15 protein-coding genes are annotated in these 20,049 nt (G+C 52.9%); 10 read left to right on the forward strand and 5 right to left on the reverse strand.

Going from position 1 to position 20,049, the window contains the following annotated elements:
* A partial coding sequence (mgtA, locus tag FDW87_RS20135; protein WP_137380125.1) for a magnesium-translocating P-type ATPase occupies window positions 1–2,669 on the reverse strand: 2,669 nt, incomplete at its 3' end.
* A gap of 144 nt (window positions 2,670–2,813) precedes the next feature.
* Window positions 2,814–2,867, reverse strand: a complete 54-nt coding sequence (gene mgtL / locus FDW87_RS23360) for a mgtA regulatory leader peptide MgtL (protein WP_350186061.1) — start codon at window positions 2,865–2,867, stop codon at window positions 2,814–2,816.
* 191 nt (window positions 2,868–3,058) lie between these two features.
* Here mgtL and treR point away from each other — a divergent pair, with 191 nt between their 5' ends.
* From treR to FDW87_RS20160, 4 genes are all read left to right on the forward strand, one after another.
* A complete protein-coding gene (gene treR, locus FDW87_RS20145; protein ID WP_016155565.1) occupies window positions 3,059–4,006 on the forward strand; it encodes a trehalose operon repressor TreR in 948 nt (315 codons plus the stop codon).
* A 157-nt stretch (window positions 4,007–4,163) separates the two neighbouring features.
* Complete coding sequence (gene treB, locus FDW87_RS20150) at window positions 4,164–5,582, forward strand: PTS trehalose transporter subunit IIBC (RefSeq protein WP_016155564.1); 1,419 nt, start codon at window positions 4,164–4,166, stop codon at window positions 5,580–5,582.
* A 49-nt stretch (window positions 5,583–5,631) separates the two neighbouring features.
* Window positions 5,632–7,284, forward strand: a complete 1,653-nt coding sequence (gene treC, locus FDW87_RS20155) for an alpha,alpha-phosphotrehalase (RefSeq protein WP_047414713.1) — start codon at window positions 5,632–5,634, stop codon at window positions 7,282–7,284.
* Between the two features lie 161 nt (window positions 7,285–7,445).
* Window positions 7,446–8,189, forward strand: a complete 744-nt coding sequence (locus FDW87_RS20160; RefSeq protein WP_016151483.1) for an oligogalacturonate-specific porin KdgM family protein — start codon at window positions 7,446–7,448, stop codon at window positions 8,187–8,189.
* Between the two features lie 4 nt (window positions 8,190–8,193).
* Here FDW87_RS20160 and FDW87_RS20165 read toward each other — a convergent pair whose 3' ends face one another.
* Window positions 8,194–8,853, reverse strand: a complete 660-nt coding sequence (locus FDW87_RS20165) for a MurR/RpiR family transcriptional regulator (RefSeq protein ID WP_032946888.1) — start codon at window positions 8,851–8,853, stop codon at window positions 8,194–8,196.
* 180 nt (window positions 8,854–9,033) lie between these two features.
* Between FDW87_RS20165 and FDW87_RS20170 the strand changes: the two genes are divergently transcribed.
* From FDW87_RS20170 to nrdG, 6 genes are all read left to right on the forward strand, one after another.
* The gene (locus FDW87_RS20170; protein ID WP_016151481.1) at window positions 9,034–10,443 is read left to right on the forward strand and encodes a PTS fructose transporter subunit IIC; all 1,410 of its coding nucleotides are present in this window, start codon (window positions 9,034–9,036) and stop codon (window positions 10,441–10,443) included.
* Between the two features lies 1 nt (window position 10,444).
* On the forward strand, window positions 10,445–13,054 hold the full coding sequence (locus FDW87_RS20175) for a glycoside hydrolase family 38 C-terminal domain-containing protein (protein ID WP_103928865.1): 2,610 nt from the start codon (window positions 10,445–10,447) through the stop codon (window positions 13,052–13,054).
* Window positions 13,051–14,760 carry a sugar phosphorylase gene (locus tag FDW87_RS20180; protein WP_137380105.1) on the forward strand — a complete coding sequence of 570 codons (1,710 nt, stop codon included), beginning with the start codon at window positions 13,051–13,053 and terminating at the stop codon, window positions 14,758–14,760. The genes FDW87_RS20175 and FDW87_RS20180 overlap by 4 nt, the downstream gene beginning before the upstream one ends.
* Before the next feature lies 1 nt (window position 14,761).
* Window positions 14,762–15,343, forward strand: coding sequence for a fructose PTS transporter subunit IIA (locus tag FDW87_RS20185; protein WP_103928863.1), 582 nt, complete (start codon window positions 14,762–14,764; stop codon window positions 15,341–15,343).
* Window positions 15,344–15,724: 381 nt separating this feature from the next.
* Entirely contained in the window at window positions 15,725–17,863 is a 2,139-nt protein-coding gene (gene nrdD / locus FDW87_RS20190) for an anaerobic ribonucleoside-triphosphate reductase (protein ID WP_016151477.1), read from the forward strand.
* Window positions 17,864–18,038: 175 nt separating this feature from the next.
* Window positions 18,039–18,503 (forward strand): anaerobic ribonucleoside-triphosphate reductase-activating protein, encoded by a 465-nt coding sequence (nrdG, locus tag FDW87_RS20195; RefSeq protein ID WP_016151476.1) that lies wholly within the window; start codon window positions 18,039–18,041, stop codon window positions 18,501–18,503.
* A gap of 21 nt (window positions 18,504–18,524) precedes the next feature.
* On the opposite strand, the gene FDW87_RS20200 is transcribed toward nrdG, so the two are convergent.
* On the reverse strand, window positions 18,525–19,046 hold the full coding sequence (locus tag FDW87_RS20200) for a toxin-antitoxin system YwqK family antitoxin (RefSeq protein WP_019078246.1): 522 nt from the start codon (window positions 19,044–19,046) through the stop codon (window positions 18,525–18,527).
* The coding region (locus FDW87_RS23155) for a type VI secretion system Vgr family protein (protein ID WP_252363272.1) at window positions 19,046–20,049 on the reverse strand (1,004 nt) is incomplete at its 5' end. The genes FDW87_RS23155 and FDW87_RS20200, both read right to left, overlap by 1 nt.

A 20,049-nucleotide genomic window follows, 5' to 3' on the forward strand; every position in this document is an offset into this window, starting at 1 on the left:
AGCTGGGTTAATGTCATGTAGCCCGCCAGAATCGCAATCAACCACGGGAAGTAGCTCAGCGGCAGCGCCTGCAATTGCAGATAGTTGGCCAGCGGCGAGAACGGTAATGCAATGCCTACCACCATGACCACCAGCGTCATCAGCATCAGCGGCCATGCGGCGCGGCTTTGGATGAACGGCACGCGGCGGGTACGGATCATATGCACAATCAGCGTTTGCGACAGCAGGCCTACCACGAACCAGCCAGACTGGAACAACGTCTGATGTTCTGGCGTATTCGCATGGAAGACGAACCACATCAGGCAAAATGTCAGAATGTCGAAGATCGAGCTGATTGGTCCAAAGAAGATCATAAAGCGCCCCAACTCGCTGGGATTCCAGCGCTGCGGCTTTTTGATCTGCTCTTCGTCGACGTTATCAAACGGAATCGCCACCTGGGATACATCGTACAGCAGGTTCTGAATCAGTAAGTGCAGCGGCAACATGGGCAGGAACGGTAAGAAGGCGCTCGCCACCAGCACGCTAAACACGTTACCGAAGTTAGAACTGGCCGTCATTTTGATATACTTCAGCATGTTAGAAAAAGTACGGCGTCCTTCGATCACCCCTTCTTCCAGCACCATCAGACTCTTTTCCAGCAGGATGATATCAGCGGCTTCACGCGCAATATCAACCGCGCCGTCAACGGAGATACCAATGTCCGCCGCGCGCAGCGCCGGGGCATCGTTAATGCCATCCCCCATAAAGCCAACCACATGACCTTCGCGCTTGAGCAGCGTGACAATGCGCTCTTTGTGCATCGGTGTCAGACGAGCAAACAGCGTGGTGCGCTGGGCCAGCGTTGCCAGCTCATCGTCGCTTAACCCTTCAATGTTGCTACCGATAACCACATCGCCCGCATCCAGCCCCACTTCGTGACACACTTTCGCCGCCACCAGCTCGCTATCGCCAGTCAGGATTTTCACCGTAATACCGCTGGCTTTCAGGGCTTTGAGCGCTGGCGCGGTGGTCTCTTTCGGCGGATCGAGGAACGCAATATAGCCTTCGAGGATCAGATCTGATTCATCAATACGCTGGTAATCGCCCTCACGCGCTGGCAGGTATTTCGTCGCCACTGCTACCACGCGCAGCCCCTGGCGATTCAGCGTATCCGTGACGCGCTTCACCCGACGCAGCATGTTGTCATCTAACGGGACAACCTCACCGCTGTAGCGCACCTGGGTGCAGACGCTGAGGATCTCCTGCAGCGCGCCTTTGCACACCAGCTGATGCACATCGGTTTCTTCAGCGACCACCACCGACATGCGGCGGCGTTCGAAGTCAAACGGGATCTCATCAATTTTCTGCCAGCGGGTAGAGAGCTGGCGGGCTGATTCTTCGTCCACACCTTCCAGCACTGCCGTATCCAGCAGATTCTTCAACCCGGTCTGGTAATGGCTGTTCAGCCACGCAGAATGCAGGACGTGCTCGCTGGGCTTACCAGATATATCTGTATGATTCTCAAGTACAATTTTGTCTTGTGTCAGGGTGCCCGTTTTATCGGTACACAGGATATCCATCGCGCCAAAGTTCTGAATAGCATCGAGGTGTTTGACGATGACCTTTTGTTTTGACAGCTTCACCGCCCCGCGCGCCAGCGTCGAGGTGACGATCATCGGCAACATTTCCGGGGTCAGCCCCACCGCGACAGACAGGGCAAACAGCGCCGCTTCCCACCAGTCGCCTTTGGTATAGCCGTTGATGATGAGCACAATCGGCGCCATCACCAGCATAAAACGGATCAGCAGCATGCTGACGCGACTGATCCCTTTCTGGAAAGCATTCTGCTCGCTTTCCTGCTCGCTGACGCGGCCCGCCAGTTGCCCGAACCAGGTATTGGCTCCGGTCGCAATCACGATGGCCTGCGCCGTGCCGCTCACCACGTTGGTGCCCATAAAGCACAGGGTATCGCATTCGAGCGGGTTGCTTTGCTGCGGGTCGCGGCTGGTTGCGACTTTCTCCACCGGCAGCGATTCACCGGTCAGCGAAGCCTGGGCCACGAACAGGTCACGAGCCTGCACCACACGCAGATCGGCCGGGATCATATCCCCTGCCGCCAGCTTAATGATATCGCCGGGAACTAACTGGTCGATCGGCAGTTCAACCCAGCCGTTCTCTCCTTTCTCGTTGATAACGCGTAGCACCGTAGCGGTGTTACTGACCATCGCCTTCAGCGCATCTGCCGCTTTGGTGGAACGCGCCTCCTGCACAAAATTCAGTAACGTAGAGATGACGACCATCAGAGCAATGACGCCAGCGGCAAACAGATCTTCGGTGGCATAGGAAATCGCACCGAGGATGGTCAACAAAATATTAAACGGGTTACGGTAGCAGACCCACAGATGCACCCACCACGGCGACGGCTTCTGCGCCGGCAGTTGGTTCTCACCATGTAATTCGCGAGCGTTTTCCACTTCTGCGGCGTTTAATCCTTCCGGGTGCGCGCCAAACGTTTTCCACAGCGCGGCTTCGTCCATCAGCGCCATTTTCAGACAATGTTCGCTCAGCGATGGTGGGATCGGCGTGCTGGCAACGGTCTGGGCATTAGGCAACGGATCGCGATGCACCAAACGATGTGGTAAATGGCGGTTTAGCCGGGCAAATAGCTGGCGAGTAATATTTTTGAACATAGGCAGTCCCTCTGCGCCAGTCTCAACAGGCGCAGTAAATCCTTCAGGCGTGGCAAAGCCTTACCTGATGGCAATATTAAAATCACAACAGGGACGTCAGAACGTCACTGTCTTACTGCTCCGGTAAGACAGTGAAAGACAGGCTTACCGGAAAGGGGGGTTTCTCCATCTCGGGAGAGGGGTGGGATCGGGATCCATATAGCCTCCGGTAAGTGAATGATTTGCGCTGCGGATTATACGCAGAAAACCATAAGGTTTGTGGCAATTATGGCAGTATGATAAACCATGGAAACTAAACCAAACGTATACCAGACTTTGCCCATTGCGCTGCGCTTGAGTAAAGTTATTCTCTATTTGGCATAACTTCACACGCAACACGGGAAAACAGGATGCAAAACCGGCTGACAATTAAAGACATCGCCCGCTTAAGCGGTGTGGGAAAATCAACCGTTTCCCGTGTGCTTAACAATGAAAGCGGTGTGAGCGAACGCACCCGCGAACGCGTTGAAGCGGTGATGAATCAGCACGGTTTTTCCCCTTCCCGCTCCGCTCGCGCCATGCGTGGACAAAGTGACAAGGTGGTGGCGATCATCGTCACGCGTCTGGACTCGCTTTCGGAAAATCTCGCCGTGCAAACCATGCTGCCCGCCTTTTATGAGCAGGGTTACGACCCGATCATGATGGAAAGCCAGTTCTCGCCCGAGCTGGTTGAAGAGCATCTCGGCATGCTCAGACGCCGCAATATTGACGGCGTGGTGCTGTTTGGTTTTACCGGCATAAGTGAATCCATGCTCGCCTCCTGGCAGGATTCGCTGGTGCTGCTGGCAAGAGATGCCAAAGGCTTTGCCTCCGTCTGCTATGACGATGAAGGCGCCATTCGCACCCTGATGCAGCGTTTATACGATCGCGAGCATCGCCATATCAGCTTTCTTGGCGTTCCCCATAGCGACGTGACCACCGGTAAGCGCCGCCATGAAGCCTACCTGGCGTTCTGTAAGAAACACAAACTGCATCCTGTAGCCGCGCTACCGGGTCTTGCCATGAAGCAGGGTTATGAGCAGGCCGCCAACGTCATCACCCCGGAAACCACTGCCTTAGTCTGCGCGACGGACACCCTCGCCCTTGGTGTCAGCAAATATCTGCAAGAGCAGCGAATTGAGAATCTACAGCTGGCGAGCGTGGGCAGTACGCCGCTGATGAAATTCCTCCATCCGGAAATTATCACCGTCGATCCAGGATATGCCGAAGCCGGACGACAAGCGGCCTCGCAGCTGATCGAGCAGATCAACGGCCGTAGCGAACTACGACAAATCGTTATTCCTTCCACCCTCTCCTGATCGCTTTCTGAGCGTTAATTTGTGATCTTCGCTGCGTTTCGGGAACGTTCCCATTTTTAAAAAATCATCGACGATATACTCTGGCCACAGCAACGAGAGAGTTGCCAGATGGCGATGCTAAAACGTCTTATCCGGCCTACGGGGAACACACATCATCATGAGCAAAATAAAACAAGCAGACATCGACCGGCTGATTGAGCTGGTAGGCGGGCGCGACAATATCGCCACGGTAAGTCACTGCATTACTCGCCTGCGTTTTGTGCTGAATCAGCCTGCGAATGCCAGGCCAAAAGAGATCGAACAGTTGCCGATGGTCAAAGGCTGCTTCACCAACGCCGGGCAGTTTCAGGTGGTGATTGGTACCGAAGTGGGCGATTACTACAAAGCGCTGCTGGCGACAACCGGTCAGGCCAGCGCCGACAAAGAGCAGGCGAAAAAAGCCGCGCGGCAGAATATGAAATGGCACGAACAGCTGATTTCTCATTTTGCGGAGATCTTCTTCCCGCTGCTGCCAGCGCTGATTAGTGGCGGCTTGATCTTGGGGTTCCGTAATGTGATTGGCGATCTGCCCATGAGCAACGGGCAGACGCTGGCGCAGATGCATCCTTCGCTGAAAACCCTTTACGACTTCCTGTGGCTTATTGGCGAAGCGATCTTCTTCTATCTGCCGGTCGGGATCTGCTGGTCAGCAGTGAAGAAAATGGGCGGAACGCCGATCCTCGGTATTGTGCTGGGTGTGACCCTGGTTTCACCGCAGCTAATGAACGCCTATCTACTCGGTCAACAGGTACCGGAAGTGTGGAACTTCGGCCTGTTCAGCATTGAGAAAGTGGGCTATCAGGCGCAGGTTATTCCGGCACTGCTGGCCGGTCTGGCGCTCGGGTTTATTGAAACACGCATGAAACGCATCGTCCCGGATTATCTGTATCTGGTGATCGTCCCGGTGTGCTCGTTGATCCTCGCGGTGTTCCTCGCGCACGCCTTTATTGGTCCGTTTGGCCGCATGATCGGCGACGGTGTCGCGTTTGCGGTCCGTCACCTGCTGACCGGCAGCTTTGCCCCGATTGGCGCGGCGCTGTTCGGCTTCCTGTATGCCCCGCTGGTGATAACCGGCGTGCATCAGACCACGCTGGCTATCGACATGCAGATGATTCAGAGCATGGGCGGTACGCCGGTATGGCCGCTGATCGCACTGTCGAATATCGCTCAGGCTTCTGCGGTAGTCGGGATCATCATCTCCAGTCGCAAACACAATGAACGTGAAATCTCCGTTCCTGCCGCGATCTCCGCCTATCTCGGGGTCACTGAACCGGCCATGTACGGGATCAACCTGAAATACCGCTTCCCGATGCTGTGCGCGATGATCGGTTCCGGTCTCGCCGGACTGCTGTGCGGCCTGAACGGTGTGCTGGCGAACGGAATTGGCGTCGGCGGTTTGCCAGGCATCCTCTCCATCCAGCCGACTTACTGGCAGGTATTTGGCATGGCAATGGTCATTGCGATTGTTATCCCCATGGTACTGACCTCATTCGTTTATCAGCGTAAACACCGTATGGGCACACTACAAATTGTCTAACTTTTCTTCGGGGCGCAGTTGCGCCCCATCGTATTTCCAGGAAACAACCATGAATATTCCCCACTGGTGGCAAAACGGCGTCATCTATCAGGTTTACCCCAAGAGTTTTCAGGACACCACCGGCAGCGGCACCGGCGATTTACGCGGTGTGACGCAGCGCCTCGGCTATCTGCAAACGCTGGGGGTTGATGCCATCTGGCTAACGCCGTTCTATATTTCGCCGCAGGTTGATAACGGCTACGACGTCGCGGATTACATGTCTGTCGATCCGGCCTACGGAACGCTTGCAGACTTTGACGAACTGGTGGCGCAGGCGAAAGCGCGCGGCATCCGTATTATTCTCGATATGGTGTTTAACCACACTTCAACCCAGCACCCCTGGTTTCGCGAGGCGCTGGATAAAGACAGCCCGTATCGTCAGTTTTACCTCTGGCGCGACGGTACGCCAGACAGTCTCCCGAATAACTGGCGCTCCAAATTTGGCGGCAGCGCCTGGGGCTGGCACGCCGAAAGCGAGCAGTACTATCTGCACCTCTTTGCTCCGGAGCAGGCAGACCTGAACTGGGAGAACCCGGCGGTCCGCGCCGAGCTAAAAAAAGTGTGCGAGTTCTGGGCCGATCGCGGCGTGGACGGACTGCGTCTCGACGTGGTGAATCTTATCTCTAAAGATCAGGACTTCCCGAGCGATCCCGACGGCGATGGGCGGCGTTTTTATACCGACGGCCCGCGCGCGCATGCGTTTTTACGTGAAATGAATCGCGACGTCTTCACGCCCCGCGGCCTGATGACGGTCGGCGAAATGTCTTCTACCACGCTGGAAAACTGCCAGCAGTACGCCGCACTCGATGGCAGCGAACTGTCGATGACCTTCAACTTCCACCACCTGAAAGTGGATTACCCCAACGGTGAGAAGTGGACGTTAGCCAAACCCGACTATGTGGCGCTCAAAACCCTGTTCCGCCACTGGCAACAAGGCATGCACAATCAGGCCTGGAACGCGCTGTTCTGGTGTAACCACGACCAGCCACGCATCGTGTCGCGTTTTGGCGATGAAGGTAAATACCGCGTTCCGGCCGCAAAAATGCTGGCGATGGTGCTGCACGGTATGCAGGGCACGCCCTACATCTACCAGGGTGAAGAGATCGGCATGACCAATCCGCACTTCCGCCAGATTACCGATTATCGCGATGTGGAAAGCCATAACATGTTTGCCGCCCTGAACGGCCAGGGGCTCGATGCGCAAGAGCTGCTGGCGATCCTCGCCTGTAAATCGCGCGATAACAGCCGCACGCCGATGCAGTGGGATGCCAGCAAACACGCGGGCTTTACTGAGGGTGAACCGTGGATCAATCTGTGCGACAACGCAGCGGATATCAACGTGGCGGCAGCGCTGTGCGATACCGACTCGGTGTTCTATACCTATCAGAAGCTGATCGCATTGCGTAAAGCAGAGCCGGTTATCACCTGGGGCGACTATCAGGATCTGCTACCGGACAGCCCGCATCTGTGGTGCTATCAACGTGAATGGCAAGGACAGCGATTGCTGGTCATTGCTAATCTGAGCGATACCTTCCAGAGCTGGCAGCCGACCCAGACCGACGGCAACTGGCAGGTGCTGATGCACAACTATGCCGAGGTCGCCAGCCAACCCGCAGACATGACGCTACGTCCTTTTGAAGCCGTCTGGTGGTTGCAAAAGTAACGCCGCAAAGATACGGATAAGCATCTTTATCCGTATCTTTTATTATGCAATCCAGGTGTGACGTATAGCGATACCTGAAATGTACCATGATAAAATTTACAAGTGCTGGAGAATAAAACAAAAATACACCTGCCTCTTATTATATAACCCGGCAGGATATTATGAAAAAACTTATTAGGACATGTACTCTTTCAGCATTACTGATTAGCAGCCAGGGATGGTGTGGGAATACTGCTGTTGATTTACGTTTTGGTCATAACACTAACTCTGACGTTAATGATTCAAGAATTAAGGTCATGCATCAAGCTGATAATGGTTTTTATTTTTCTGTTGAAGCTGCACAAAATCACAATGACACATTTTTTGGCGATACCGATCGTAACGACCCCGATGATAAAGGTGTTACTGAAGCTGCTCAAGAAATAGAAACACGCTGGCGTTTTGACTTAGGTGACGGTTATGCTATTGCACCAGGCTTAGTTACGGTATTTACCACCAGCAACACACATTACCGCCCTTTTATTCAGGGATGGAAATCTTTTGACAATGGGATTAATCTCTCCGCTCGTTATCGTTATAACACCGTAAATGACTCACACAGTGACAGAGAATTAGACGGCAGCGGGTATACCCGCCGCGAATCTCACCAATTCGATATCTGGTTTGCTTATAATATTGGCAAGTTTGGTATGTCTTATAATCCCCGTTTCCGCTGGCAGGACGGGGTCGACCAGGGAACGGGTGATGATACGTACTGGGAACATACCGTGGCATTCAATTATAAACTGGACGATGGTTGGACGCCGTATGTTGAGCTAGTGTCTCTTGATAAAACCTACATCAATGACAACGGAAATCATGAAAATGATTATGCCGTGCGTCTGGGCATCGTTAAGCAACTCTGATGTTTTACGCCGCATCGTGTTGCAACAAATAGCAACCGATGCGGTCAACAACGGTCAGCAGCTCCAGTTGGCCTTCCCGTTGATACAAGGAAATCGCATCGATATCAATGTCGAGGGGCCAACACAAAGTAGCCAGCGCCGCTAACGAAGATTCTCTTCTGGTAATCGCAATTATTTTTAGCCCTTTACGCAACGCATTTCTTGCCATTTCAACTAAAGAAGCGGTTTCTCCCGATTTACTGATCAACACCAGTGTTCCTCGGGAGACCCGAGTAAGCTGATGAATATCATTGAGAATTAAATGGGGCAGACTCGCCAGTGAGAGAAAACGAGAAAGGTAATTCAAACTGGTCAGCGATGCACCACGTGAATATAAAAATATATGACTTGAATTACTCAACTGGTTACACAATTGTATAATTACTTCTTCTTTTTCGTTGCCAATACTATATTTTACCGGCTCGGCAACGCGTCGGTCTCGTGAAAATTTATAGCGTAGTTCCGTATAGCTTTGATACCCCATTTTCTTACACACCCGATTCACGGACGTCGTCGTAGTGAAGGTCTCGGTAGCAATCACTTTAGCGGAAATGCCAGAAATTTCATGTGCATGACACTGTATATATTCAAATATTAATCTTTCACTACCTTGAAAAGAATTCATGAAATAGCACTCTTTAACTACAGATAGAATAATCATACCCGTATCCTAGGCCAGACACTGCAATACGAATCACACTATCATGATACAGGTATGTCCATACGCAATAAGTATCACCAAACGTTTATTGGTTTGTTTAATTCTCTTTATAATTTTCGCAGTCCTATTTTCAGAGATTTCACAATGACAAAACTAAAAATTGTTGCAGTAACGGCATGCCCTACAGGTATCGCCCATACATTTATGGCGGCCAACAAAATTGTCACATGGGCGAAAGAAAATGGCTTTAACGTTAAAGTAGAAACACAAGGAAGCGACGGAGTCAAAAATAAGCTTTCCCGGCAAGATATCGCCAGCGCTGACGCTGTCATACTGGCAACAGACGTTCCCATCCAGGATGCTGAACGATTCGAAAACACGCAACATCTTAAAATTCGTACACAGGAACTGATTAAAAATACCGAGCGCTATATTCGCCAGGCGCTAGCCTTAAGCAAAGGATCCACCCAAATAACTGACGAATCGGAAGAGCGTCGTTCCGCATGGCAAATATTTATTGGCCATATTATGGCGGCAATCAGCTATATGTTGCCTGTCGTCGTTCTGGGCGGGTTGCTCATGGCGGTGGCTAAAATAACCGGGCAATTTATCCCCATCGCCGGTACGCCGTTTGAGGTGCTGGATAAACTGGGCTTTATGGTTATCAAGTTCATGTACCCAGTATTCGCTATGTATCTCGCCTTTTCGATTGCCGGGAAACCTGCGCTGATACCCGGCCTTATCGGCGGAATTATGTCTGACGAAGTCTACAAGCGCTTTTTTAATCTCGAAGGTTTTATGCCTTCGGGATTTTTTGGTGCAATCGCTATCGGCTTTTTTGTCGGCCACCTGGTGCAATGGCTTAACGATACGATAAAAGTACGCCAGCAAATCACTACCATCAAAACCATGTTGATCGTGCCACTGTGCACCGGTATCACGCTGGTTATTGTGATGCAGTATCTGATTAACCCCATTTTTGGCGCACTGAATCAGGCGATGGTGACCTTTTTTACTTCCGCCGGGGACTCCGGACGCAATTTTTATTCTCTGATGATCGCAGCAGGTACCGCTTTCGACCTCGGCGGACCAATTAACAAAGCGGCGGGATCGGTGGCGCTGGGACTTAACGGCGTGAGCGAGACCTTCGATCTAACGGCCAGAGAGTTGGCTATCGTCATCCCTTCAATCGGCGTCGGCATTGCCGCATTGCTCAATAACCGCTTCGGTCTTCCTGATGTGTTCAATAGTGAAGAAAAAACCATCGGTAGCACCTCGCTACTACTGGGATTCATTGGCATTTCCGAAGGGGCGATCCCCTTTATTCTGAAAAACCCACGCCTGATTCCCGTCTTTATGGTCGGCGCGATGTCTGGCGCACTGATTGCTACAACGTTAGGCGTCAAACAATCCTTACCGCTGCCCGCTATTTGGGGATGGCCGCTAGCTACCAACGTTACGGGTTATCTGATCAGCGTTTTCGCAGGCTCTCTGGTGTGCGCGTTGGGCGTGCTTTTCTTCAGCCCGAAACTGGCAACAAATTCAGGAAAGTAAAATGAGTCATATCCATGTCATCGCCCACACGCACTGGGATCAAGAGTGGTATTTCACACTACAGGACAGCAATATCCTGGCATCACGAAATTTTGCCGATGTTATCGACACATTAGAACGTAACGCCGATTACACCTGTTACCATTTCGACGGACAAACCGCGGTTGTTGAGGATTTTCTGGCCGTCAATCCGCAATATGCTGACCGCCTGAAGCAACTCGTCAAAAACAAGCGGCTTTATATTGGCCCGTGGTACACCCAGACGGATACGTTTAACGTTCACGGCGAATCGATTATCCGCAACCTGAAGTACGGCATACTGTCCGCGCGTAAACTGGGCCACGCCATGATGGTGGGCTATCTCCCCGATACCTTTGGTCATAACAGCCAGCTTCCGACGCTGCTTCGCGGATGCAATCTGGATAACATCGTGTTCTGGCGCGGTATTGATCATGACACGCAGGTTGCACAAAGCCAGTTTATCTGGCGAGCGCCGTCAGGTTCGCAGGTCATCGCCTGCGCAATGCCGTTTGGCTACGGGGCGGCCAAAAATATTCAGCCGGACGATGCCCACCTGCAAGAAAAAATCTTTCCGATGGTGAATCTCATCCGCCAACGCTCCGGTCTGCATGACTTACTCCTGCCCTGCGGTGGCGATCAGGTCAATATTGATCCCCTGCTGCCAGAGATTCTGCAGACGGTCAGCGAACGCTCATCTGAAGGCGATCGGTTCCATATCTCGTCGCTGGAGGCGTATGTTGATACGCTTCGTCAGCAAGCCGATGGATTTACCTGCTGGCAGGGAGAACTGAAATCCCCGCGCTATACCCGGATCCACAAAACCATCGGCTCCGTTCGCTACGACATTAAAAAGATAAATTACGATGTCGAACAATTTTTGTTGAGCAAGCTGGAACCGACAATCGCGTTGGCCCGCCATCATGATATTGACGTCAACCTCCAGTGGGTTGATCAAATCTGGAAAAACCTGTTACGCAACCATGCCCATGACTCTATCGGCGGATGCAACAGCGATGCCACCAACCGGGATATTCTGCATCGACTGGAACAAACGGATCAGCTCAGCCAAAGCCTGTGGAATCTGGTTATCAAAGAACTGGCCATTGCCAGCAGTCAGGAGAACGATCTCTTTGTGGTGAACCCTGGCGCGACGCCCTGGTCCGGGATTGTCAACGCCACGCTATATACCAGCGCGTCATCCCTTGAACTCTGCGCTGGTGGGCGGACTCTTTCATATAGCATTCTTGAACAAACAGAGCTTTCCGGTGGACGCGTGATTCAGGTTACGCCGCAGGGAGAAAAAGAGGTTGAGCTACCGCCCTATTACCGCTCGCAGGTCGCTATCGATACGCAGGCACTGCCCGCGCTGGGTTATATTAATATCAGCGTTCGCGAGGGCGCATGCGCGGTTTCTACGCTACGTCCTTGTGCTGAAAACTACATTGAAAATGACCACTACCGGCTAACGCTTGCTGGCGGAACGCTGACGCTGCGGGATAAGCGTACCGGCAGGACTATCTCCGATCTGCTAACTTTCGAAGATTGTGCGGATGCAGGCGATAGCTATGATTTTTCGCCGCTGGAAGGTGATATCCCGCAAAAGTTCAATCACTTCACGCTTGATGCCTGTGAAAAGAGCCAGCACGTTGAGCGCTTAACGTTGGGCATCACGCTCAACCTGCCTTATTCATTAAGTCAACGCGCGCCACAAGAGTGCCTGGTACAGGTGGTTTGCGAACTCCGTCAGGGAGAAGCCCATCTTTTTATTGATACCCGCCTGGAAAACAACGTTTGCGACCACCGCCTGCGCCTGCTGATCAACAGCGATATTCACACCCACGAATCAATAGCTTCGCAGCCTTTCGGCATTATTCACCGCCCCATTGCCGACGCCCCTGCGAACTGGCAGCAAAACTATCGTGAGAAACCTGTCGATATCGAAACCAGCGAGGGCATTATTGCTATTGCGGAAAACGACAGCGCGCTGATCGTTAACAGTCTGGGTATGAAGGAGTATCAGATCCTGCAAAATACAACATCGCAGGTGGCGCTGACGCTCTTCAAATCGACTGGCGTTCTGGGACGTGACGACCTGGCATGGCGACCCGGACGCGCTTCCGGCATCAATAACACCGTTATTTACACGCCAGAGGCTCAGCTCCACAAGCTCCTACATTTTAGCCTGACGTTATCTCTCGCCAAACGAGCCGATCATATGACATTACGTCGCCTTGAGGCTCGAGCGTTACGCCAGCCTTTCAGCTGGCAGAACCAGAAGCTAAACACGCTGGACAACCGTCTGGAGCGCTTCACGCTTAATTTCACGCCGCGTTCCCTGCCAGAGACCTGCAGCCTGCTAACGCTGCCTGAACCGCTCATCCTTTCGGCGCTGCCACACGCCCAGACGATAAATGGAACAATATTACGTATTTTCAATGCCGGTGAGCATCCTGTTGAACTTCCGCCATTACTGCAACAGATACCGCAGATTAACTATCTGGAAGAATCCGTTGAATGCTGCCGCGAAATTGCGCCTTTCGCTACATGCGATTTTCTTTTCTCACTGCCGGAGCGTGACGTAAAAGTATGAATATCTCCCCACATAAAGCATTTATCCGCGAGACGCTGACACAGCTCTACCCGCATGCAGATCATCAGGAAATCGCCGCAAAAATCGAGCAACTTGCTCAACGCTGGAAACCGAAAACGCCAACAGCAGCTGCGTTAGATCAAAGCCGTATCTGGATGATCGCCTATGGCGATAGCATCAGCGCGCAAGGGGCAAATCCCCTGTCGATTCTCCACCAGTTTGCAAAACTGTGGTTGAAGGGGACGATCAGTGACATTCACCTGCTGCCGATGTTCCCCTGGACTTCCGATGACGGTTTCAGCGTGGTGGATTACCGACAGGTTGATCCCAATCTTGGGCAGTGGTCAGATATTGCCGCGCTGGCGGGCGACTTCAATCTAATGTTCGATTTTGTGATAAACCATATTTCACAGCAAAGCCGTTGGTTCCAGGGCTATCTGCGCGGTGAGCCACGCTATCAAAACTACTTTATTAACGCCGATCCGGATGACGACTACCACCAGGTGACGCGTCCCAGGACGCTGCCGCTGCTCACCCCTTTCAAGCGAGCAACAGGGGAAACAGCACACATCTGGACCACATTCAGCGCCGATCAGATCGATCTCAATTTTCGTGAACCTGATGTTTTACTGGAAAGTATTGATATTCTTCTGGAATATGCCTCCCGTGGCGCTCGGGCGATTCGACTCGATGCCGTAGGTTTTTTGTGGAAAGAGAAAAACAGCCGCTGTATTCATCTACCGCAAACTCATCTGATCATCAAACTCTGGCGGGCGATTCTGGAAGAGATCTGGCCTGACTGCCTGTTGATTACCGAAACCAATGTGCCACATCAGGAAAATATCAGCTATCTGGGCTGCGGGGATGAGGCTCATATGGTGTATCAATTCCCGTTACCGCCGCTGACGCTGCACGCCTTCCTGCGTGGCAATGCACGCTGGCTACGCCAGTGGGCGCAAAGGCTGGAGCAGGACACCTTTCCTGACAACACCACGTTTTTCAATTTCCTCGCCAGCCACGACGGCATCGGATTGCGACCCGTTGAAAATATTCTCTCTACGGAAGAAAAAACGTTTCTGGTCAGTGAAGTGGAGCGCAAGCAAGGGCGTATTTCCTGGCGCACCAATCCGGACGGCAGCCAGTCGCCGTACGAGATGAATATTAACTTTCTGAGTGCGTTGAGCGAACCGGGAGAAGCTCCCGACACGCAGGTCGCCAGATTTGCCGCCGCTCACGCCATCCTCTTTATGTTGCGGGGAGTACCTGCAATTTACTACCACAGCCTTCTCGGTAGCGAAAATGATATTGCAGGGTTGAACGCGTCAGGGATAAATCGCCGCATTAACCGTGAAAAGCTGGATTTTTCCACCCTTCACAACACACTTATTACGCCTGAGTCAAAACAGGCCAGGATCTATGCCGCATTGACGAACTTACTGCGTATACGTAAGCAACATCCGGCTTTTTCACCTTTCGCCACACAGCGCGTTCTTGAACTACCTGATGCGCTTTTTGGTGTTGAACGCCACCATTCGACAGAGGGGGAAACGGTGTACTGCGTGGTAAATGTCACCGGTCTCCCACAATCACTTTCTCTCCCCATCGGAGGAATAGATCTTTTGTCGGGAAAAGCCTTTAACGGCATTTGCGAGCTAACGGGCTGGCAAACCGTCTGGATCCGTACCACAACGCAATCGGAGGCATAACATGGAACTGTCAGCACTGACTCGCTCTGAACTCATTTTTATCGATCCGCCGCAATCTTCTCCCGATGCGATCATCCGGCATATGTCTTCGGCACTGTTCGAATGCGGACTCATTACCCATAAAGACGCTTTTATTGACAGCGTTCTGCGCCGTGAAAAAGAAGGACCGACCGCGCTGGGAGAAGAACTGGCCGTCCCTCATGGAAAATGTGAGTCCGTCGTGCAGGCGTCGTTCTGCGTCGCCCTCTTTCCCGAGCCAATACTGTGGCCCGGTCTTGAAGGGCCAGAAACCGTACGGTTAGTGTTCCTGCTGGCGATCCCGCCCACGGAAGCAGGCACCACGCATATGCAACTATTAACCCAGCTTACCTCGTCGCTGGTTGAAGATGAGATGCGAAGCGCCATGCTTAACGCTACATCAGCCGAAGAGGTACTGACGCTGCTCTCGCCTGGCGCTACGCCAGCCGAGGAAACACCAGAAAACCGCGTGAAAAGTCATCGTCTTGTACCGCTCATTCTGGGTCTCGTCGCCTCAGCTGCCTTCATTAACGCAGGTATCCACTGGGTGCAGTCGCTGTCGTAATAGCGTATTCCGGGCAGCTGATGCCTGCCCGGCTATACCTTTCTGTTTTTGTTGAATAATTAATCAGAATTTTCTGCCCACAATTTACAATCAGCTGTAGTGCCCGTCATCTGTACGCTCCGATTTTTACTTTGCGCTACATCAAATAAATCGTAAACATCCTTGATGCAAATCACTACATATAGAACTTAAAATGCACGCCGACCCAATATGTTGTATTAATCGACTACAATTGCTACAACTACAGTGCACCGCTTCACGGTGGAATTGTGGATAAAGTGGGTCAGGATTGCGGGAAGTCATTGGCAATAGAGATGAATAAAGCCCTGATGGCCTCCCCAACCTCTGTGGATAACCTGTTCTTATAAATATGGAGTGATCATGACACCGCATGTGATGAAACGAGATGGCTGTAAAGTGCCGTTTAAATCAGAGCGCATCAAAGAAGCCATTCTGCGTGCAGCTAAAGCAGCGGGAGTCGATGACGCAGATTACTGTGCCACCGTCGCAGAAGTCGTTAGTAGCCAGATGAATGAGCGCAGCAAGGTCGATATCAACGAGATCCAGACAGCGGTAGAAAACCAGCTAATGTCTGGCCCGTACAAACAACTCGCCCGTGCGTACATCGAATATCGCCACGACCGTGATATCCAGCGTGAAAAACGTGGCCGTCTGAACCAGGAAATTCGTGGTCTGGTTGAGCAAACCAACTCTGCTCTGCTGAATGAAAATGCCAACAAAGACAGCAAAGTGATCCCAACCCAGCGCGACCTGCTGGCCGGTATCGTTGCCAAACACTATGCGCGTCAGCACCTGCTGCCGCGTGATGTCGTCCAGGCGCACGAGCGTGGTGATATTCACTATCACGATCTCGACTACTCTCCGTTCTTCCCAATGTTTAACTGCATGCTGATCGACCTGAAAGGCATGCTGACGCAGGGCTTTAAGATGGGTAACGCGGAGATTGAACCGCCAAAATCCATCTCTACCGCGACCGCCGTCACCGCGCAAATTATCGCGCAGGTCGCCAGCCATATTTATGGCGGCACCACCATTAACCGTATTGATGAAGTTCTCGCGCCGTTCGTTACCGAGAGCTTTAATAAACATCGTAAAACCGCTGAAGAGTGGCAGATCCCGGACGCCGACGGTTATGCCCATTCCCGTACCGAGAAAGAGTGCTACGACGCATTCCAGTCTCTCGAGTATGAAGTGAACACCCTGCATACCGCCAACGGTCAGACGCCGTTCGTGACCTTTGGTTTTGGCCTGGGAACCAGCTGGGAATCGCGTTTGATCCAGCAGTCCATTCTGCGTAACCGTATTGCCGGCTTGGGTAAAAATCGTAAAACCGCAGTGTTCCCGAAACTGGTGTTCGCGATTCGTGACGGTCTGAACCACAAGTTTGGCGATCCGAACTACGACATCAAGCAGCTGGCACTGGAGTGCGCGAGCAAGCGTATGTATCCGGACATCCTGAACTACGATCAGGTGGTCAAAGTGACCGGCTCGTTCAAAACGCCAATGGGCTGTCGCAGCTTCCTCGGCGTGTGGGAAAACGAGAACGGCGAGCAGATTCACGACGGACGTAACAACCTCGGCGTTATCAGCCTCAACCTGCCGCGTATCGCGCTGGAAGCGCATGGCGATGAAGCCACCTTCTGGAAACTGCTTGACGATCGTCTGGTGCTGGCGCGTAAAGCGCTGATGACCCGCATTGCGCGCCTGGAAGGCGTGAAGGCCCGCGTGGCGCCAATTCTGTATATGGAAGGGGCCTGCGGCGTGCGTCTGAAAGCGGACGATGACGTGTCAGAAATCTTTAAAAATGGTCGCGCATCCATCTCTCTGGGCTACATCGGTATTCACGAAACCATCAATGCGCTGTTTGGCGACAAGCATGTGTATGACAGCGAGCAGCTGCGCGCCAAAGGTATCGCCATTGTGGAACGCCTGCGCCAAGCGGTCGATCAGTGGAAAGACGAAACTGGCTACGGCTTTAGCCTGTACAGCACGCCAAGTGAAAACCTGTGCGACCGTTTCTGCCGTCTGGATACCGCCGAATTTGGCGTGGTCCCGGGCGTGACCGACAAAGGCTACTACACCAACAGCTTCCACCTCGACGTGGAGAAGAAGGTTAACCCGTACGACAAGATCGATTTCGAAGCGCCGTACCCGCCGCTGGCAAGCGGGGGCTTCATTTGCTACGGCGAATACCCGAATATTCAGCACAACCTGAAAGCGCTGGAAGACGTCTGGGATTACAGCTATCAGCACGTGCCCTATTACGGGACCAACACGCCAATCGATGAATGCTACGAGTGCGGCTTTACCGGTGAATTTGAGTGCACCAGCAAAGGCTTTACCTGCCCGAAATGTGGTAACCACGACGCCGCCCGCGTATCGGTCACCCGCCGCGTCTGCGGTTATTTAGGCAGCCCGGACGCACGTCCGTTTAACGCCGGTAAGCAGGAAGAAGTGAAGCGCCGCGTTAAGCATTTAGGGAACGGGCAGATCGGTTAATTTAGACGATTTTATTGCCCGGCGATGCGACGCTTTTCGGGCCATTATTTCCGCAACGCAATTCACGTCATAGCAAGGCAGCAAATGAGTAAGTCCCGGGGAGCTTACATAAGTAAGTGACTCGGGCGCACGAACGCAGCTATGGCGCGAATTGATAAACGGATGAGAAGCGCAAATGAATTACCATCAGTATTACCCTGTCGACATCGTTAACGGTCCCGGAACCCGCTGCACGCTGTTTGTTTCCGGATGCGTGCATGAATGCCCCGGTTGCTATAACAAAAGCACCTGGCGGCTCAATTCCGGCCAGCCGTTTAGCAAAGAGATGGAAGACAAGATCATTGCCGATCTGAACGACACGCGTATTCACCGTCAGGGGATCTCGCTCTCCGGCGGCGATCCGCTGCATCCACAAAACGTGCCGGATATTCTGCAACTGGTGCAGCGCATTCGCGCTGAGTGTCCGGGAAAAGACATCTGGGTGTGGACCGGCTACAAGCTCGATGAACTCGATGCCGCGCAAATGCAGGTTGTCGATCTCATCAACGTGCTGGTCGATGGCAAATACGTACAGGATCTTAAAGACCCGGCGCTAATCTGGCGCGGGAGCAGCAACCAGGTTGTACATCATTTGCGTTAACACGCGCTCTGGAGAGGCTTTTCACAGCCTCTCCGTCCATTTACTCATTCGCGATTGCGCTTTACCACGGGCATCAATGGCACGCCCATCCGGTAGCCAGCGCTCCACTTCTCCCTTCTGTTTTCCCTGTTCATAAGATTGCCGCTGGGCTGGCGCGCCGTCCGGGTAAAACTGCTCGCTGAGCGAGTGACGCAACCCGTGCCGCCACTGTTCGCGTATCTGCAACTGGCCGGAAGGATAAAAGCTGCAGCATTCACCGTGCAGTTGACCATCAAGCCACTGCTCTTCACGTATCAGCGCCCCCTCTTCTGAAAAATAACGCGCCACGCCCTGTGCCAGACCATCGCGATAGCTCTGCTGCATGGCAAGCTGGCCGTTGGCATGCCAGCTTTCAATCTCGCCATGCAACGCGCCCTGCCGATAGCGCAGCACCGACAGCAGCCGACCATGCTCTTCGATCCGCATTTCGCCGTTCAGCAGACCGTCGGTCAGCTCGGCCTGAAAGCAGGTACTCTCCTGCTGATGTTCCAACACTTCACGCATCAGTTAATTTTCACCATCCCGCCTTTGATGGTCAACATGCCACCGCCGTCCACTGTCTGGGTGGCGCTGGCCTTGCTGGTAAGCGTGGCTTTTGCTTCGTGGGTTATCGTCGCGGCTTTTTGCGTCAGCGAGGCTTTGGCTTCGCTGGCGATGTTGGTGGCGTCCAGTTTCAGACCCGATGCGGCGCTGGCGCTGAGATCCGCTCCGCTTTTCACTTTCAGGGTTTTGCCGCTCTCCAGGGTAAGCGAACCGCTGACCTTAATCGTCAGATTGCCGTCGACGTTCAGCGTGTAGTTACCTTTTACCTTATGTGTCTCATTGCCATCGATGGCGTGTTCCTGATCGCCTTTCACCGTCACGCTGCGTTTATCTTTTACTTCCAGCGTGTCGCTGCCCTTCTCAATTTTGACCGTGCGATTACCCTTTTTCAGGGTGACGGTTTCGTTGCCCTCTTCAACGGTACGTGTGCGGTCGTTTTTGACGTTCTGAATATCGTCATGGCTGATAGTCGTTTTGCTGTCGTTGAGCACCGTAAGTTGGAAGTCTTTCTGCGCCTGCATCGCCAGCAGCTCGGCATCTTTTTTGTCGTCGAAGCGCAGTTCGTTAAAACCTTTTTCACTTTTGGTCTTAATGCCCGACTGGGTTTGATTCGCCGGAAGTGCGTACGGCAGTGCATTCGCGCCGTTGTACACACAGCCGGTAATGAGCGGCTTATCCGGGTCGCCATCGATAAAGCTCACCACCACTTCCTGGCCGATGCGCGGGATAAACTGCGCGCCGAAGCCGTTGCCGCTCCAGGCGGTGGCGACCCGCAGCCAGCAGGAGCTGGTTTCGTCGTTTTTGCCCTCTCTGTCCCACGGGAACTGCACCTTCACCCGACCAAGCTTATCAGTCCAGATTTCTTCTCCGCTTTTACCCACCACCACCGCTGTTTGCGTATGCATAAAAGGCTGCGGCGTCACGGCGAGCGGACGGTACGGCGTGGCCTTCGGGATGGCGGTAA

Source organism: Citrobacter sp. wls826 (genome assembly GCF_005281245.1).
Lineage (GTDB): Bacteria > Pseudomonadota > Gammaproteobacteria > Enterobacterales > Enterobacteriaceae > Citrobacter > Citrobacter braakii.

What these genes read in the sequence shown, in the direction of transcription:
- treR (WP_016155565.1), top strand. Translation starts at nt 3,059, where the DNA reads ATGCAAAACCGGCTGACAATTAAAGACATCGCCCGCTTAAGCGGTGTG.
- treB (WP_016155564.1), top strand. Translation starts at nt 4,164, where the DNA reads ATGAGCAAAATAAAACAAGCAGACATCGACCGGCTGATTGAGCTGGTA.
- treC (WP_047414713.1), top strand. Translation starts at nt 5,632, where the DNA reads ATGAATATTCCCCACTGGTGGCAAAACGGCGTCATCTATCAGGTTTAC.
- FDW87_RS20160 (WP_016151483.1), top strand. Translation starts at nt 7,446, where the DNA reads ATGAAAAAACTTATTAGGACATGTACTCTTTCAGCATTACTGATTAGC.
- FDW87_RS20165 (WP_032946888.1), bottom strand. Translation starts at nt 8,853, where the DNA reads ATGAATTCTTTTCAAGGTAGTGAAAGATTAATATTTGAATATATACAG.
- FDW87_RS20170 (WP_016151481.1), top strand. Translation starts at nt 9,034, where the DNA reads ATGACAAAACTAAAAATTGTTGCAGTAACGGCATGCCCTACAGGTATC.
- FDW87_RS20175 (WP_103928865.1), top strand. Translation starts at nt 10,445, where the DNA reads ATGAGTCATATCCATGTCATCGCCCACACGCACTGGGATCAAGAGTGG.
- FDW87_RS20180 (WP_137380105.1), top strand. Translation starts at nt 13,051, where the DNA reads ATGAATATCTCCCCACATAAAGCATTTATCCGCGAGACGCTGACACAG.
- FDW87_RS20185 (WP_103928863.1), top strand. Translation starts at nt 14,762, where the DNA reads ATGGAACTGTCAGCACTGACTCGCTCTGAACTCATTTTTATCGATCCG.
- nrdD (WP_016151477.1), top strand. Translation starts at nt 15,725, where the DNA reads ATGACACCGCATGTGATGAAACGAGATGGCTGTAAAGTGCCGTTTAAA.
- nrdG (WP_016151476.1), top strand. Translation starts at nt 18,039, where the DNA reads ATGAATTACCATCAGTATTACCCTGTCGACATCGTTAACGGTCCCGGA.
- FDW87_RS20200 (WP_019078246.1), bottom strand. Translation starts at nt 19,046, where the DNA reads ATGCGTGAAGTGTTGGAACATCAGCAGGAGAGTACCTGCTTTCAGGCC.